The 16,164-nt window shown below is 68.8% G+C and carries 19 protein-coding genes; 15 read left to right on the top strand and 4 right to left on the bottom strand.

Annotated features, from left to right (window positions below):
* Positions 1-237 precede the first annotated feature (237 nt).
* The 11 genes from rph (at position 238) to J3367_RS07005 (ending at position 8,845) form a co-directional block, all read left to right on the top strand.
* Positions 238-963, top strand: a complete 726-nt coding sequence (gene rph / locus J3367_RS07055) for a ribonuclease PH (RefSeq protein WP_421460565.1) — start codon at positions 238-240, stop codon at positions 961-963.
* Positions 960-1,604 carry an RdgB/HAM1 family non-canonical purine NTP pyrophosphatase gene (gene rdgB, locus J3367_RS07050; RefSeq protein ID WP_024349398.1) on the top strand — a complete coding sequence of 215 codons (645 nt, stop codon included), beginning with the start codon at positions 960-962 and terminating at the stop codon, positions 1,602-1,604. The genes rph and rdgB overlap by 4 nt, the downstream gene beginning before the upstream one ends.
* Positions 1,601-2,797 carry a radical SAM family heme chaperone HemW gene (gene hemW / locus J3367_RS07045; RefSeq protein ID WP_024349397.1) on the top strand — a complete coding sequence of 399 codons (1,197 nt, stop codon included), beginning with the start codon at positions 1,601-1,603 and terminating at the stop codon, positions 2,795-2,797. The genes rdgB and hemW overlap by 4 nt, the downstream gene beginning before the upstream one ends.
* Before the next feature lie 72 nt (positions 2,798-2,869).
* Positions 2,870-3,124, top strand: a complete 255-nt coding sequence (locus J3367_RS07040; RefSeq protein WP_024349396.1) for a BrnT family toxin — start codon at positions 2,870-2,872, stop codon at positions 3,122-3,124.
* On the top strand, positions 3,111-3,383 hold the full coding sequence (locus J3367_RS07035) for a BrnA antitoxin family protein (protein ID WP_024349395.1): 273 nt from the start codon (positions 3,111-3,113) through the stop codon (positions 3,381-3,383). Before J3367_RS07040 ends, J3367_RS07035 begins: the two co-directional genes overlap by 14 nt.
* Entirely contained in the window at positions 3,383-4,303 is a 921-nt protein-coding gene (rsmI, locus tag J3367_RS07030; protein ID WP_024349394.1) for a 16S rRNA (cytidine(1402)-2'-O)-methyltransferase, read from the top strand. The genes J3367_RS07035 and rsmI overlap by 1 nt, the downstream gene beginning before the upstream one ends.
* Positions 4,300-4,683, top strand: coding sequence for a YraN family protein (locus J3367_RS07025; protein ID WP_024349393.1), 384 nt, complete (start codon positions 4,300-4,302; stop codon positions 4,681-4,683). The genes rsmI and J3367_RS07025 overlap by 4 nt, the downstream gene beginning before the upstream one ends.
* Positions 4,684-4,794: 111 nt before the next feature.
* Complete coding sequence (locus J3367_RS07020) at positions 4,795-6,666, top strand: ABC transporter ATP-binding protein (protein WP_155898395.1); 1,872 nt, start codon at positions 4,795-4,797, stop codon at positions 6,664-6,666.
* 32 nt (positions 6,667-6,698) lie between these two features.
* Positions 6,699-7,508, top strand: coding sequence for a 4-hydroxy-tetrahydrodipicolinate reductase (dapB, locus tag J3367_RS07015; protein WP_024349391.1), 810 nt, complete (start codon positions 6,699-6,701; stop codon positions 7,506-7,508).
* Positions 7,509-7,566: 58 nt separating this feature from the next.
* The gene (locus J3367_RS07010) at positions 7,567-8,187 is read left to right on the top strand and encodes a 2,3-bisphosphoglycerate-dependent phosphoglycerate mutase (protein WP_024349390.1); all 621 of its coding nucleotides are present in this window, start codon (positions 7,567-7,569) and stop codon (positions 8,185-8,187) included.
* Positions 8,188-8,296: 109 nt separating this feature from the next.
* Positions 8,297-8,845 (top strand): formaldehyde-activating enzyme, encoded by a 549-nt coding sequence (locus J3367_RS07005; RefSeq protein ID WP_024349389.1) that lies wholly within the window; start codon positions 8,297-8,299, stop codon positions 8,843-8,845.
* 21 nt (positions 8,846-8,866) lie between these two features.
* Here the strand turns inward: J3367_RS07005 and J3367_RS07000 are convergent, their stop codons facing one another.
* The 3 genes from J3367_RS07000 to J3367_RS06990 form a co-directional block, all read right to left on the bottom strand.
* Positions 8,867-9,535 (bottom strand): endonuclease III domain-containing protein, encoded by a 669-nt coding sequence (locus J3367_RS07000; RefSeq protein WP_029702759.1) that lies wholly within the window; start codon positions 9,533-9,535, stop codon positions 8,867-8,869.
* A gap of 123 nt (positions 9,536-9,658) precedes the next feature.
* Positions 9,659-10,579 carry a bifunctional helix-turn-helix domain-containing protein/methylated-DNA--[protein]-cysteine S-methyltransferase gene (locus tag J3367_RS06995; protein WP_024349387.1) on the bottom strand — a complete coding sequence of 307 codons (921 nt, stop codon included), beginning with the start codon at positions 10,577-10,579 and terminating at the stop codon, positions 9,659-9,661.
* Positions 10,580-10,670: 91 nt separating this feature from the next.
* Positions 10,671-11,180: a DUF2244 domain-containing protein gene (locus J3367_RS06990; RefSeq protein WP_024349386.1), complete on the bottom strand. Its 510-nt coding sequence runs from the start codon at positions 11,178-11,180 to the stop codon at positions 10,671-10,673.
* Between the two features lie 25 nt (positions 11,181-11,205).
* On the opposite strand from J3367_RS06990, the gene nth reads away from it, so the two are divergent.
* Positions 11,206-12,006, top strand: coding sequence for an endonuclease III (nth, locus tag J3367_RS06985; RefSeq protein WP_024349385.1), 801 nt, complete (start codon positions 11,206-11,208; stop codon positions 12,004-12,006).
* On the opposite strand, the gene J3367_RS06980 is transcribed toward nth, so the two are convergent.
* The gene (locus J3367_RS06980; RefSeq protein ID WP_024349384.1) at positions 11,963-12,742 is read right to left on the bottom strand and encodes a sulfate transporter family protein; all 780 of its coding nucleotides are present in this window, start codon (positions 12,740-12,742) and stop codon (positions 11,963-11,965) included. The genes nth and J3367_RS06980 overlap by 44 nt on opposite strands.
* A gap of 130 nt (positions 12,743-12,872) precedes the next feature.
* Between J3367_RS06980 and J3367_RS06975 the strand changes: the two genes are divergently transcribed.
* The 3 genes from J3367_RS06975 (at position 12,873) to mepA (ending at position 16,097) form a co-directional block, all read left to right on the top strand.
* Positions 12,873-13,874 carry an adenosine kinase gene (locus J3367_RS06975; protein ID WP_024349383.1) on the top strand — a complete coding sequence of 334 codons (1,002 nt, stop codon included), beginning with the start codon at positions 12,873-12,875 and terminating at the stop codon, positions 13,872-13,874.
* A gap of 85 nt (positions 13,875-13,959) precedes the next feature.
* Positions 13,960-14,952, top strand: a complete 993-nt coding sequence (locus J3367_RS06970; RefSeq protein WP_024349382.1) for a Gfo/Idh/MocA family protein — start codon at positions 13,960-13,962, stop codon at positions 14,950-14,952.
* A 146-nt stretch (positions 14,953-15,098) separates the two neighbouring features.
* Positions 15,099-16,097 (top strand): penicillin-insensitive murein endopeptidase, encoded by a 999-nt coding sequence (gene mepA / locus J3367_RS06965; protein ID WP_024349381.1) that lies wholly within the window; start codon positions 15,099-15,101, stop codon positions 16,095-16,097.
* Positions 16,098-16,164 lie beyond the last annotated feature (67 nt).

Raw genomic sequence — 16,164 nt, 5'->3', positions numbered from 1 at the left:
GCGTCGCATCGTTTCCCGCATGACCGGACTATAGGGAATGCTCGGGCCCTCGCCAAGCCGTCCGGCCGCGATAGCCCTCGCCGCAAGCACCTTTCCGGCCGATCTTCTGCCATCGCGCGGCGCCCCGCCATGACGGCGACGCGAAAATCTTTGATCCGTCGGGTCATCGCCGATACAAGCCCGGCGCAACCCGAAGCATCTATTCCCTTCTCCAGGACCGATTGTCAGGACCTCATCATGCGGCCATCCAAACGCGCCTTCGACGAATTGCGGCCCGTCAGCCTCGAGCGGAACTACTCCCGTCACGCCGAAGGCTCGTGCCTCGTCCGGTTCGGCGACACCCATGTCCTGTGCACGGCGAGCCTTGAAGAGCGCGTGCCGGGCTGGCTGAAAAATTCCGGCAAGGGCTGGGTGACGGCCGAATACGGCATGCTGCCGCGCGCCACGGGCGACCGGATGCGCCGCGAGGCGGCGTCCGGCAAGCAGTCGGGCCGCACCCAGGAAATCCAGCGCCTCGTCGGTCGCAGCCTGCGCGCCGTTGTCGACCTGCAGGCGCTGGGCGAGCGCCAGATCACCGTGGATTGCGACGTCATCCAGGCCGATGGCGGCACCCGCACGGCGGCGATCACCGGCGGCTACGTGGCACTGGCCGACTGCCTCGCCTGGATGGGCCAGCGCGCCATGGTCGACCCGGCCAAGGTGCTGAAGGACCATGTCGCGGCGATCTCCTGCGGCATCTACAAGGGCGAGCCGGTGCTCGACCTCGACTACCCGGAGGATTCCGCCGCCGAGACCGACGCCAATTTCGTCATGACAGGCTCCGGCGGCATCGTCGAGATCCAGAGCACCGCCGAGGGCACGCCGTTCTCGCAGGACGAGTTCCTCAAGCTCCTTGATCTCGCCCGCAAGGGGATCAACGATCTCGTCGGCATGCAGCGCCAAGCCATCGAGGCCGCGCCATGAAACGTCTCGACCCGAAGGACGGCCCGCTTCTGGTCGCCAGCCACAACATCGGAAAGATCTGGGAAATCCGCGAGCTGATGGAGCCCTTCGGCTTCGAGGTGACCTCGGCGAAGGACAAGGGCCTCGAGGATCCCGAGGAGACCGGCACGACCTTCGAGGCCAATGCCGAGCTCAAGGCGCTGGCCGCCATGCGCGCCACCGGCCTCGTGTCGCTGTCGGACGATTCCGGCATCGCCATCGACGCGCTGAACGGCGATCCCGGCATCTATTCGGCGCGCTGGGGCGGTCCGGATCGCGATTTCGCCATGGCGATGCGCAATGTCGAGGAAAAGCTGCAGGCGGCCGGCGCCACGACGCCGGAGCAGCGCCGGGCGAAATTCGTCGCGGTTCTGTGCCTTGCGGATCCGGCCGGCGGCACGCATCTCTTCCGGGGCGAGGTCGAGGGGACCATCGTCTGGCCGCCGCGCGGCGAACTCGGCTTCGGCTACGATCCGATCTTCCTGCCCGACGGCAGCGACCGGACCTTCGGCGAGATGATGTCGGCGGAAAAACACGCCTGGAAGCCCGGCCAGCCGACCGCCATGTCGCATCGGGCGCGGGCCTTCCAGAAATTCGCGCGCGACGCACTCGGAGTCGAATGACGATCCATTCCCGCCCAGGCCGCGACGTCCTCGCCTTCGAGCCGCAATCGCGCGCGCCGGGGTTCGGCGTCTATGTGCATTGGCCGTTCTGCGCGGCCAAATGCCCGTATTGCGACTTCAACAGCCATGTCCGCCACAAGCCGGTGGACCAGGAGCGCTATGCGGCGGCCTTCGAGCGGGAACTGGCCGAGATGGCCCGCCGCTCGGCGGGTGAAACGGTCACCTCGGTCTTCTTGGGCGGTGGTACGCCGTCGCTGATGGAGCCAGCGACTGTCGGCCGGATCCTCGATGCCGTGGCCGCCAACTGGACGATCGCCGACGGCGCCGAGATCACGCTGGAGGCCAATCCCTCAAGCGTCGAGGCGGAGCGGTTCCGCGGCTATCGCGAGGCCGGCGTCAACCGCGTGTCGCTCGGCGTTCAGGCCTTGAACGACCGCGACCTTCGGCTTCTCGGCCGGCTGCACAGCGTCGACCAGGCGCTGCACGCCATCGGCCTTGCCCGCGAAATCTTCCCGCGCCTGTCCTTCGACCTGATCTATGCCCGGCCCGACCAGACCGTCGCCGCCTGGGAGAGCGAACTGAACCAGGCGATCGATCTGGCCGCCGACCATCTGTCGCTCTACCAGCTGACCATCGAGGAAGGCACGCCCTTCTACGCGCTGCACAAGGCGGGCAAGCTGATCGTGCCGGATGGCGACCTGTCTGCCGATCTCTACGAATCCACCCAGCGGATCACCGCCGAACGCGGCCTGCCGGCCTACGAGATCTCCAACCACGCCGTCCCTGGCGCCGAATCCCGTCACAACCTGACCTACTGGCGCTACGGGCTTTATGCCGGTGTCGGCCCCGGCGCCCATGGCCGGCTGATGGGGCCGGGCGGCCGCCACGCCATCTCCAACGAGCCGCTGCCGGAAACCTGGCTGAAGATGGTCGAATCCTGGGACAGCGGGGCGGTGGTCGATGAATTGCTGAGCCCGACCGAGCAGGCGGACGAATTGCTGCTGATGGGCCTGCGCCTGACCGAGGGCATCGACCTGAAGCGCTGGCGCAAGCTGACCGGCCGCGATCTCGATCCGGTCAGCGAGGCCGACCTGATGGCTCACGGCATGGTGGAACGCCTCGGGCCCGACCGGCTGCGGGCGACGCCCGCCGGCATGCTCGTCCTCGACGCGGTGGTCGCCGACCTCGCCTGAGACGGATTTCGTCGACGCCCCCGGCGCCCTATATAGTGGATGGCGACCGTCACGTGCCGGAGCCGTCGCGCATTGGATTTCGACCCCGCCAAGGATGCCGCGAATATCGCCAAGCACGGCGTCTCTTTGGCAAGAGCGGCGGATATGGATCTGCGGCTGGTCATCAGGGATGACCGCCACGACTATGGTGAGGCGCGGTTTCGTGGTTTCGGCTTCATCGACGGCCAGCCTTTCTGTGTTGCCTTCACCGTCCGCGCCGGCTCAGTGCGTCCGATCAGTCTCCGCCGCGCCCATCGAAAGGAGTTCGAACGCTATGTCGGACAATAGCCAAGACCCTGTCATCGACAGCGACAATCCCGAATGGACGCAGGCAGATTTTCGCGAGGCCCGGGCGGCGGACGCGACGCTTCCGCCCGAAATTCTTGCGCAGTTCGGCCAAAGTGGCCGCCAGTCCCGAACCTCGCCGTCCGGAAAGATTCCGGTCGCGCTCGAGCTCAGCCCCGAGGTCCTTTCCCATTTCAAGGCAACAGGGCCCGGCTGGCAGGAACGGATCGACGAAGCGCTGAAGCGGTCGATCGCCAAGTGATGCCCGAAGAGTTGCAGGCGCAGAAAGACGAGCAGGCCACCGCCCGCCGCTATCGCATTCGGGATGTGGCGCACACGGCGCCGAAGCCGGAGCCGGGCCTCTATCTGGTGGCGACGCCCATCGGCAATCTCGGCGACGTGACCCTGCGCGGGCTGGAGCTCATCGCCGGGGCCGATCGCCTCGCCTGCGAGGATACGCGCGTCACCGCCAAGCTGCTGCATCGCTTCGGCATCGAGCGGCGAATGTTCGCCTATCACGAGCACAATGCCGAAAATGCCGGCGCTGCGCTCCTCGCCGATCTCAAGGCCGGCCTGTCGGTGGCGCTGGTCTCGGACGCCGGGACTCCGCTGGTGTCGGACCCCGGCTACCGGATCGTGCAGGAGGCGATCGCGGCCGGGATTCCAGTGGTGCCGATCCCCGGCGCCTCGGCGGCCCTCGCCGCGCTGCTCGCCTCGGGCCTGCCGTCGGACGCCTTCTTCTTTGCCGGCTTCCTGCCGCAGAAGGAGCAGGCGCGCGCGCAGCGGCTGGAGGAACTCGCCCGCATTCCCGGCACGCTGGTCTTCTTCGAGGCGCCGCACCGGATCGCCGACAGTCTCGCGGCCATGGACCAGGCTCTCGGCGCGCGTCAGGCGGCCGTCTGCCGCGAACTGACCAAGGCGTACGAGACGATCTATCGCGGCACGCTTGGCGATCTTGCCGCCCAGTTCGCCGCCATGGAACGGGTGCGCGGCGAGATCGTCGTCTGCATCGCGCCGCCCGATGCGCCGCCGGTCGCGAGCGAGGCCGACGCCGACGCGATCCTGTCGGGTCTGCTGGCGGAGATGAAGCCCACCAAAGCGGCGCAGGAAGCGGCCCGGCTGACCGGCCTCGGGCGACGCGACCTCTATCAGCGCGCCCTTGCCCTCAAGGACCGACAGTGACCTCTGCGGACGCGGCCCGCGCCCGGCGGCGGCAGGGCTTTCGCAAGGGCCATCGCGGCGAGTGGCTGGCGGCCATGGCGCTGCGGCTGAAGGGCTACCGCATCCTCGCCGTCCGGCACCGCACGAAAGCCGGCGAAATCGACCTGATCGCCCGCCGCGGCGATCTCGTCGCTTTCGTCGAGGTCAAGGGCCGCGCGACGCTCGCCGAGGCGATGGATGCGGTCGGCCCGCAGACCCAGCGCCGGATCGAGGCCGCGGCCGATCTGTGGATCGGGCGCCGGGCCGATTTCGCCCGGCTCTCGCGCCGCTTCGACATCGTCGCCGTGCTGCCATGGCGCTGGCCGGTCCATGTCACCGGCGCGTGGCAGGGTCGCGGCTAGGCTCCGAGGCATCCCGACCGTTGCCGATCGGCCAGTGCCGGCGGATTTCCGACGCGGCGCCCGCCCGGCCCCGATAGGCACCGGACGCATGAGCCTCTATAGGACGTCGCGATGAGCAAGAAAACGACAGCCGGGCAGGCCGCCGGCGCGACGACGAAGAAGCGGATCTCCCTGAAGGAGCCGGGCGAGCGCGGTCTCGTGCTGCGGCTCCTGAAGCGGATCATCCAGGAGAACGGCCGGCAGTTCCTGCGCCAGTACGTGATGGCGATCGTCTGCCTCGTGCTGGTCGCGGCCTCGACGGCGTTTCTCGCCTGGATCATGCGCAGCGTGATCGACGACATCTTCGTCAACCAGAACCGCGCCGCCATCGTCACGCTTCCGATCGTCGTCTTCCTGGCCTTCGCCACGCGCGGCCTTGCCACCTACGGCCAGGGCGTGATCCTCGCCCGCATCGGCAACCACATCGTCGCGCGCTACCAGCGACGGCTGTTCGCCCATCTGATGGCCCTGTCGGTGGACTTCTTCGGCGAGAACCGCTCGGCGCATCTGGCGGCCCGGATCAACCAGAATGTCGCCGGCATCCGCGACACGCTGAACCTGACGGTCACCTCGATCGCCCGCGATCTCCTGACGCTGATCTTCCTGGTCTTCGTGATGATCTACCAGGACCCGCTCCTGTCGATGATCGCGCTGATCGCCGGGCCGCCGATCGCGCTGATGATCGGCATCCTGGCCCGCAAGCTGCGGGTGGTCACCCGCCAGTCGATCGACCTCAATGCGCGGGTGCTCGGCTCGATCCAGGAGGCGGCGCAGGGCATTACCGTGGTGAAGGCCTTCACCATGGAAAAGCCGCTACGCGCACGCATCGAGACGCTGATCCTCGGTGCCGAGGAACGCTCCAACCGCATCGCCGTCATCACCGAGCGCACCACGCCGGTCACCGAGATCGTCGCCGGCCTCGCGATCGCCGGGGTGATCGCCTATTCGGGCTACCGCGCCATCGTCTACGGCTATTCGCCGGGCGCCATGTTCGCCTTCATCACGGCGCTGCTGCTCGCCTATGATCCGGCCCGCCGTCTCGCCAAGCTGCAGGTGCAACTCGAGCGGGCGCTCGTCAACGCCCAGATGATCTACGAGATCCTCGATCTTGAGCCGGGCCAGGCCGACAAGCCGGGCGCGCCGGCGCTGAAGGTCGACCGGGCCGAGATCGTCTTCGAGAATGTCGGCTTCGGCTATCATCCGGGCGAACCCGTCCTGAAGGGCATGAGCTTCACCGCCCGGCCCGGCCGCACCACCGCCCTGATCGGCGCGTCCGGCGGCGGCAAGTCCACCGTGATCTCGCTGCTGCAACGCTTCTACGACGTCTCCGAGGGTGCCATCCGCATCGACGGCCAGGACATCCGCGACGTGGCGACCGCCTCGCTGCGCGCCCAGATCGCCTACGTTCCGCAGACGCCGTATCTCTTCGAGGGCACGATCCGCGAGAACATCCGCCTCGGCCGGCCCGATGCGACCGATGAGGAGATCGCCGAGGCTGCGCGGCAGGCACAGGCCGAGGAGTTCATCCTCGCCCAGCCCCAGGGCTACGACACGCCGCTCGGCGAAAACGGCATCTCGCTGTCGGGCGGCCAGCGCCAGCGGCTGTCGATCGCCCGGGCGCTGGTGCGCAACGCGCCGATCCTGCTTCTCGACGAGGCCACATCGGCCCTCGACACGCGCTCCGAGACCCTGGTGCAGGCGGCGCTGGACGAGGCGATGAAGAACCGCACCGTCCTCGTCGTCGCGCATCGCCTGTCGACCATCGTCGGCGCCGACCAGATTCTCGTCGTCGATGGCGGCGAGATCGTCGAGCGCGGCAGCCACGAGGAACTTGTCGGACGCCGCGACGGCCTCTATGCCCGGTTCCACGGCCTGCAGTCGAGCGATCGCCGCAGCGGCACGGCAACGCGGCCCGAGGAAATCGCCGCATCCGTGCGGAGCTGACGCGCCAGGCCGCGCAACGAGGGAGAGACGCGATGGCACCGATGAAGCTGGTCGTCCTGGGCGCCGCCGGTCGCATGGGCCGAACGCTGGTCACCGTGATCGCCGAGACCGAAGGCGCCGTCCTGTCCGGCGCGGTCGAACGCGAGGGCTCGGAGGCGATCGGCCAGGATGCGGGCCTCCTCGCCGGCATCGGAACGTCGGGCGTCCTCATCACCGACGATATCGACGCGGCGCTCGCCGGCGCCGACGGCATCATCGACTTCACCGCGCCGGCGGCCTCCGTCGCCATGGCCGAGCGCGCCGCCAACGGCTCGCTGGTCCATGTCGTCGGCACCACCGGCTGCTCGCCCGATCAGGACGCGGCGATCGCAGCCAGCGCCGAGCGCACCCCGATCGTCAAGTCCGGCAATATGAGCCTGGGCGTCAATCTTCTCGCCGGCCTCGTCGAGAAGGCCGCCCGGGCGCTCGGCCCCGACGCCTTCGACATCGAGATCCTGGAAATGCACCACAAGCACAAGGTGGATGCGCCGTCCGGCACCGCCCTGCTTCTCGGCGAGGCCGCCGCGAAGGGTCGCGGCATTTCGCTTGCCGACAACAGCGTGCGGGTGCGCGACGGCCATACCGGACCGCGCCCCGAGGGCACGATCGGCTTCGCCACGCTGCGCGGCGGCTCGGTCACCGGCGAGCATTCGGTGATCCTGGCCGGCGAAGGCGAGCGCATCGAGATCTCGCATCTGGCGACCGACCGGGCGATCTTTGCCCGCGGCGCCGTCCGCGCCGCCCTCTGGGCGAAGGACCGGGCGCCCGGCCTCTACACCATGGCCGACGTCCTCGGCCTCTGACGGCTGGCGCCCCGCCCGCCCCGATGCTTCATCCGACCCACATGAAAGGTCCGCCGCGATGTCCAGAACCCTCGTCCTCGTCCGCCACGGCCAGAGCGACTGGAACCTCAAGAACCTCTTCACCGGCTGGAAGGACCCCGACCTCACCGAGAAGGGTGTCGAGGAAGCCAAGGATGCCGGGCGCCGCCTGAAGGCCGCCGGCCTGACCTTCCACATCGCCTTCACCAGCGAGCTCTCCCGCGCCCAGCGCACGCTGACGCTGGCGCTCGACGAACTCGGCCAGCCGGACCTTCAGACGATCCGCAACGTCGCCCTCAACGAGCGCGACTACGGCGACCTGTCCGGCCTCAACAAGGACGACGCCCGCGCCAAATGGGGCGAGGAGCAGGTGCATATCTGGCGCCGCTCCTACGACGTGCCGCCGCCGGGCGGCGAGAGCCTGAAGGACACCGGCGCCCGCGTCTGGCCCTATTACATCCACGACATCCTGCCGAAGGTGATGAACGACGGCACGGTGCTGGTCGCCGCCCACGGCAATTCGCTGCGCGCCATGGTGATGGCGCTGGACGGGCTGACCGGCGAGGAGATCGTCGGCCAGGAGATCGCCACCGGCGTGCCGATCGTCTACCGGCTCAACGCCGATACCAGCGTCGCCGAAAAGACCATCCTCGAAGGCTGACGGCGCTCCGGTTTCGCACAAACCCGCGCCGCCTTGGCGCGGGTTTGAGTGCGCCGGCGGAAGCTGCTAGGCCGCAGCGGGCGCCGGAAACCAGCGAGAGAATGCCATCATGACCGACCGTATCGTCCTGCGCAGCGGCGAAGCCCTTGTCGCCGGCGGCCCTCCGGGCACAGCCGCCGAACCGGAAGTCGTCATCGGCGAGCTCGACGGGCCGGTCGGCACCGCGCTCGCCACCCTCACCGGCGACCAGGTGAAGGGCCATAGCCGCGTCTTCGCCCTGCTCAACACCGACATCATGGTCCGCCCGGTCACGCTCTGCGTGTCGAAGGTCACCGTCGACGATCCCAAATACACCAACATCCTGATGGGCACGGTGCAGTTCGCCATCGCCAATGGCGTGCTCGACGCCGTGCGCGAGGGCATCCTGCCGAAGGACCGGGTCAACGACCTCGGCATCATCTGCTCGGTCTGGCTCGCCCCGACCATCGTCGACGTGCCGGATCTCGACCACAAGGTGCTGTTCGACATCCATCGCAAGGGCATGACCCAGGCGATCCGCAAGGCGATGGCGAACGAGCCCTCGATCGACTGGCTCCTGGAGAACCAGGACAAGATCGTCCACAAATACTACCAGATGGGCCTCGACGGTAAGATCTGAGGCCGTCACGGCGACCGCCGCTCAGGGGGCGGCGGCGTCCCGGTTGGCGGCGAACCAGAGGCAGAGATCGGTGAGCATGCAGGCCTCGCAGCGGGGCCTGCGCGCCACGCAGACCGCCTTGCCGAACTGGATCAGCCAGAAATGCCCGTCGCCCTGCGCCCAGTCCGGGGCGCGGGCGGCGAGCTGGTCGGCGGTGGCGTCGGCCCCACGCGCCGCTGTCAGGCCGATGCGGTTGGCAACCCGGTGGACATGAGTGTCGACGGCGATGACGTCCTCTCCGAAGGTGAAGCTGAGAACGATGTCGGCACATTTGCGCCCGACGCCCGGCAGCGCCATCAGCCCGGCCCGATCCTGCGGGACGACCCCGCCATGGGTCTCGAGCAGCGTCTGGCAGAGCCGCGTCAGATTGCGCGCCTTCATGTTGTAGAGGCCGCAGGGTTTGATCGCCCGGGCAATCGCCTCCTCACCCAGCATCAGCATCGCCGGCGGGGTCGTGGCCAGCGCAAATAGCGCCTCGGCCGCCGCGGCCGTGTTGCGGTCGAGGCTCTGGGCCGAGAGGACGCAGGAGACCAGCGAGCGGAACGGGTCGGGCTGATCCTTCGGCCCCTTGGCCGTCGCCGTGCGCCCCGGCATCTCGGCGGCAAGGCGTCGGAACACCGTCTCCACCGACGCCTCCGGCAAAACCGCCATGTCGCTCATCCGTCCGGGCACCGGCCTCGTCCTCCCCTGATCGGGAAGTTCAGATAGGGCCGTGTGCGATCCTGCGAATGCGACCGCTTGCCCCGGCACGGGTTATCGCCAGGACAGCGCACCTCATCCGTTGTCGCGGGCCAGAAGTCCGCTTTCCCAGCCGAGCATCGCCCGCTTGCGGGTGATGCCCCAGTGATAGCCGGTGAGCGCGCCGGACTTGCCGACCACTCGGTGGCAGGGCACCACGAAGGAGATCGGGTTGCGCCCGACCGCCGCGCCGACGGCCCGGGCCGCCTTCGGCGCGCCGATGCGCCCGGCGACGCTGGCATAGGTGGTCGCCTGTCCCACCGGGATCGTCAGCAAAGTCTCCCAGACCCGGATCTCGAAATCCGTGCCAATCAACACCACCCGCAACGGCCGCTCGCTCTGCCAGTGGCCGGGCTCGAAAATGCGCCGGGCGAGCGGGGCGGTCCGGTCGGGCGCCGGCCGGAAGCTCGCCTTCGGCCAGCGCCGGCGCATGTCGTCCAGCGCCGCCGCCTCGCCGCCATCGCCGGGTTCCGCAAAGCCGATGCCGGCGAGGCCCCGTTCGGTGGCCACGACCAGCGCCAGGCCGAAGGGCGTCGCGTGAAAGCCGTAGTCGAAGGCGATGCCCGCGCCCTTGGCCTTGTAAGCGCCCGGCGACTGGGCCTCGTGCTTGACGAAGAGATCGTGCAGCCGCGATGGCCCGGAGAGCCCAACCTCGAAGGCGGCATCCAGCAGCGACGCCCCGCCGTCGAGCAGGCGGCGGGCATGATCCATGGTGACGGCCTGCAGGAACGCCTTCGGCGTCAGCCCGGCCCAGCGGCGGAACACGGCGGTCAACGCCTCTTCCGAGCGGCCGAGCGCGGCGGCAATCTCGCCGAGGCTCGGCTGCTCGCTGTAATGGGTCGAGATGAACTCGATGGCGCGGCGGACCGTCTCGTAATCGCCGAGGCTCTCCTGGCTGGCGGATGGCGTGATCACGGCGGGGTCGGTTCGAACCGTGTCGGGTGCGATCGACAACATGGCAATTCTCCCTTGCTGGCCGATCATCGCCTCCGCGGGCGGCGTCCGCCACCCGTTTTCCGACAATCGGCCAGAGCGAGACGCCAGCCGGTCAGCGGCCCTTGGCGGTCAGCAGCGCGCGGTTGAATTCGCGGGCAAAGCTCTCACGGTCGTCGGGATTGAGAAACTCGCCGATCTCGGTGGAGGCGGCCTTGGAATCGACGCTCATCCGGGTGATGCCGATCTCGTCATGCCGGTCCACCTTGAACCGTGCCCAGAACGGGTTGTGATGGGTCTCGCGGACCTCGCCGCGCGGCGAGATCTTGCGGATGGCCAGGTCGGTCCGGGACACGGTGACCAGTTCGCGTGCCCTGGCCGAGCGGTAGCTGGCGCGAAAGGCCCACCAGATCAGCAGCACGTCGACGCCGAAGAAGCCGAAGACCGGCCAGGCGCCCTTGGCGACGAAGGCGATGCCGGTGACGAGGCTGACCCCGCCGACAAAGGCCATGAGGATGTTGAAGCCGCGCCGGCCAAGCGAGCGGTAGGGCGTCAGCAAGGCCTCGAAGATCGGCCGTTCCGACGCGGCGTCGGCCTGACCTGTGCCATCGCGATTGTCAGTCACGGCGTCGTCTCGCTATAGGGCAACGATGAGCGACAAGATTGGACCATCCGGCCAAGGGGTCAAGCGCAGCAAAAGCGACGCATCGCCTCGCGCGACCAGTGCCAAGCGTCCGGCCAAGGCGGCGACGCGGCGCCCGGCCCGGCCGCGCCGCGTGAAGATCCCCTATTCGGACGAGGAGATCACCGAGATCTTCCGGCGCTTCTCGGTGCAGCGGCCCGAGCCCGTGTCGGAACTCGCCTACACCAATCCGTTCACCCTGCTCGTCGCCGTCGTCCTGTCGGCGCAGGCGACCGATGCCGGCGTCAACAAGGCGACGCGCGAACTGTTTCGCGTCGCCGACGATGCTGCCGCCATGGCGGCGCTGGGCGAGGATGCGATCCGCGAGCATATCCGCACCATCGGGCTCTATCGCAACAAAGCCAAGAACGTCGCCGCCCTCGCCGAGACGCTGGTGGCGCAGCATGGCGGCGAAGTGCCCGGCGAGCGCGCCGCGCTGGAGGCCCTGCCCGGGGTCGGCCGCAAGACCGCCAGCGTCGTTCTCAACGTTGCCTTCGGCGAGGAGACGCTGGCCGTCGACACCCACATCTTCCGGATCGGCAACCGGCTGAAGCTGGCGCCCGGCGCAACGCCCGAGGCGGTGGAGCAGGGCCTCTTGCGGATCATTCCGCAGCCCTATCGCCGCCATGCCCATCACTGGCTGATCCTGCACGGCCGCTATGTCTGCAAGGCCCGCAAGCCGGACTGCGAGGCCTGCGTCATCGCCGATCTCTGCAAGGCCGAGATCAAGACGAACGACGTTCCGGCGCCGCTGCATCCGATCCCCTGACGCGGCGCGCGGTCCGGTCCGCCTGGACCGGCAGGCCGCCGGTCTTTGCCGCGATGCGCTGGTGCAGATGCACCATCAGCGCCGCCGCAAAGAGCGGCGTCAGCAGATTGACGATCGGGATCGCCAGGAAGCCAGCGATCAGGAGGCCCGCCATGAACACCGTGCCGCCATGGCGCGAGCGGATCGCCTTGGCCTCGTCCTCCGACCGGTAGCGCATGGCCGCGAACTCGAAATATTCGCGGCCGAGCAGATAGCCGTTGACCAGGAAGAAGGCGGCGATGTTGACGCCGGGCACGAGCAGCAGCACCAGCGCCAGCAGATTGCCCAAAATGACGACGCCGAAGAACTTCACCGACAGGACGAGCCCCGGCAGGAAGGCCATTGCCGTGCCGGTCGGGGCATCCGGGTAGCTCTCGCGCTCGACCACCACCGCCACGTCGTCGAGGAACAGGCTGGCGATGACCGCGCTGATCGGGCCGATCAGGAAGGCCAGGAGCACCGCCAGAAGCAGGCCGGCGGCCCAGCCGGCCAGCGTGCCGGCCTGATCGAGCCAGCTCAGATCGTCCGGGAAGAGGTTGGACAGGAACGGGACGGCGAATATCTCGGCGATGGCGCCGATGCCGAACCAGAGCGCCACGAGCACCACGGCCGTCAGCCCCAGGGTCTTCCAGAGGGCGGCCCGGAAGGGCGGCGAGAAGATGTCGGCGAGCGCAAGCCGGGCGGCGGTGAAGATCATCGGGCGTCCTTTCCGTCCAGCCGAGATAGGCATGCCGCCGCGCCCCCGCAACGCGGGCCGTGCTTGCCCCGCTGGCCATTTCGGCCGCCGCGGGTTAACCAGACGGCACGCTTCAACGACAGGATGGACCATGGCAGAATACGACGTTCTGACGATCGGCAATGCGATCGTCGACATCATCGCGCGGGCCGACGACGCCTTTCTGGAACGCGAAGGCGTGCAGAAGGCCGGCATGACGCTGATCGACGCCGAACGCGCCGAGCATCTCTACGACGCCATGGGTCCGGGCACCGAGACCTCGGGCGGCAGCGCCGGCAACACCATCGCCGGGCTGGTCAGCCTCGGCGGCACGGGTGCCTATATCGGCAAGGTCGCCAACGACCAGCTCGGCCGGATCTTCACCCACGACATCCGCGCGCTTGGCGTCAAGTTCGACACCACGCCGCTGGACACCACGCCGCCGACGGCGCGCTGCATGGTGCTGGTCACGCCGGACGGCGAGCGTTCGATGAGCACCTTCCTCGGCGCCTGCACCGAGCTCGGACCGCAGGACATCGACGCTTCGCTCGTGGCCGCTGCCAAGGTCACCTATTTCGAAGGCTATCTGTGGGATCCGCCCCGCGCCAAGGAAGCCATCGTCGCCGCCGCGAAGATCGCCCATGAGAACGGCCGCGAGGTCGCCATGACCCTGTCGGATTCCTTCTGCGTGCATCGCTACCGCGCCGAGTTCCTCGACCTGATCCGCTCGGGCACGGTCGACATCGTCTTTGCCAACGAGGCCGAGGCCAAGGCGCTCTACGAGACCGAGGACATGGACGCGGCGATCGACGCGCTGGCCAAGGACGTCAAGCGCTTCACCGCGGTTACCCGCAGCGAGAAGGGCTGCATCGTGGCCGAAGGCGAGCAGCGGATCACGGTGCCTGCGACGGCGGTCGACAAGGTGGTCGACGCGACCGGTGCGGGCGACCTCTTCGCCGCCGGTTTCCTGCGCGGCTATACGATGGGCCTCGACCACGAGAAATCGGCCCGGCTCGGTGTCGCGTCGGCCGGCCACATCATCGGCCAGATCGGCCCGCGGCCGCAGCTGCCGCTGACCGAGCTGGACACCGTGAAGGCCGTCCTGAACGGCTGACGGGATCTGCGACCGGCCGCCTGGCGAGGGGCGGCCGGTCGCGGCAAGGACAATGACGACGAACGACCACAAGGGGGGAACCGGCATGCTCAGATGGGGAATTCTGTCCACCGCCAAGATTGGGCGGGAACATGTGATGCCCGCGATCGCCAAGGCGACCAACGGCCGGCTGGCGGCGATCGCCAGCCGTGACGGGGAGCGGGCGCGCGAAGTCGCCGAGATGTTCAGCATCCCGCGCGCCTATGGCAGCTACAACGAGCTCCTGGCCTCCGACGAGGTCGACGTGATCTACGTCCCGCTGCCGACGTCCCAGCACGCCGAATGGACGCTGAAGGCGATCGAGGCCGGCAAGCACGTCCTGTGCGAAAAGCCGATGGGCATGACCGCCGCGGAGATCGCGACGATCGCCGATGCGGCGAAGGCGGCCGGCGTCACGGTGTCCGAGGCCTTCATGGTCACCTATCACCCGCAATGGGCCAAGGTGCAGCAGCTCATTGCCGACGGCGCCATCGGCCGGCTGATGCATATCGAGGCGGCCTTCAGCTACTACAATGTCGACGCCGCCAACATGCGCAACCGGCCCGAACTGGGCGGCGGCGCGCTGCGCGACATCGGCGTCTATCCCATGGTCACCAGCCGCTTCGCGACCGGCATGGAGCCGGTGCGGGTGCGCGCCAAGGTGGTCACCGATGCCGAATTCGGCACCGATTCCTTCGTCACCGGCACGGTGGATTTCGGCGACTTCGAGATGAGCCTGTATCTGGGCACCCGCATGGCCAACCGGCAGGGCATCGTCTTCCACGGCCAGGACGGCTTCATCGAGATCGCCGCGCCGTTCAACGCCAGCCTCTATGACGGCGACAAGGTGTTCCTGCACGACCGCACGCACCGCCACACCGAGACCTTCCGCTTCCCCGGCATCGACCAGTACCGGCTGCAGGTGGAGAGCTTCGCCGACGCGATCGCCGGCAAGGACACCGAACTGTTCTCGCTGGAATCCAGCCGCCGCAACCAGGCGGCGATCGACGCCCTGTTCGAGGCCGGCCGGACCGGCGACTGGGTCGAGGTTTCCGGCTGACGGCCACGAAAACGGCATAAGCCTGCGGCAGTCTTCGCATGACGATCCGGGCCGGCGTCTCGCCGCGCCCGGGCGCCTTCCCGCAAGCCTCGGCCCAACTGCGCCCGATAGGCTCGCGGACGCGACGACGGGGGACGACGAGGCTGATGACGGCAACGGGCAAGACGCGGACACGCACGGCGGCGGGCGCGCTTCTGGTCGCGGCGATGATGGCATGCACGGCCGTCGCGGCCGAGCCGACCGCCAAGCAGATCTTCGGCAGCCAGCATGCGGCGGCGGCCCTGCCCTCGGCCAGCCACGGCTTCTACTCCAAGGGCTGCCTTGCCGGCGCGGCGCAACTGCCCGCCGACGGCCCGGCATGGCAGGCGATGCGCCTGTCGCGCGATCGCCGCTACGGCCACCCCAACACCATTTCCTTCCTCGAGCGCCTCTCCCGTGAGGCGGCGGCGCGCGGCGTCTGGCCCGGCCTTCTCGTCGGCGACATCTCGCAGGCCCGCGGCGGCCCGATGCCGTCCGGCCATGCCTCGCACCAGATCGGCCTCGACGCCGACATCTGGCTGCAGCCGATGCCGGCCGCCCGGCTGACGCCGGAGGCCCGCGAGGATTTTCCGTTCCGCTCGGTGCTGAAGCCCGGCACCTTCCAGGTCGACGACCGGGTCTGGACCTCGAACTATCGCGACCTTATCCGCATGGCCGCCGAGGACCCCAAGGTGCAGCGCATCTTCGTCCATCCGGGCATCAAGAAGAAGCTGTGCGAGACCACAGGGCGCGAACGCGCCTGGCTGAACAAGGTCCGCCCTTACTACGGCCATCACGAACATTTTCACGTGCGGCTGTTCTGCCAGCCCGGCTCGCCCGGCTGCACGGCCCAGCGCTCCACCGGCAGCGGCGACGGCTGCGGCGATCTCGACTGGTGGTTCGACGTGGCGCTGCAGCCGCCCAAGCCCGGCGGCAAGCCGGCCAAGCCAAAGCCGCCGATGATGCTGGCCGACATGCCTGACGCCTGCCGTCAGGTCGCCAACGCGCCGGCCCGCTTCGACGGCGGCGGCGGCGTGGTGGCCGCCAGCATGGCCGCCCCGGCCGGGGCGCTGGGCTATGCGCCCGAAGTGCGGGTTCCGATCCCGACCAACCGCCCGATCCGCTGAACCGCATCGGTCCGTCCTGCGGGCCGCTGCCGGCCCCGCGGGTGGGGGCGGAGCCGGCGCGCGCGGC

The sequence above is a fragment of the Aurantimonas sp. NFXS3 genome, assembly GCF_049132005.1.
Classification (GTDB): domain Bacteria; phylum Pseudomonadota; class Alphaproteobacteria; order Rhizobiales; family Rhizobiaceae; genus Aurantimonas; species Aurantimonas coralicida.
This window is presented reverse-complemented; position numbering and strand designations above follow the sequence as displayed.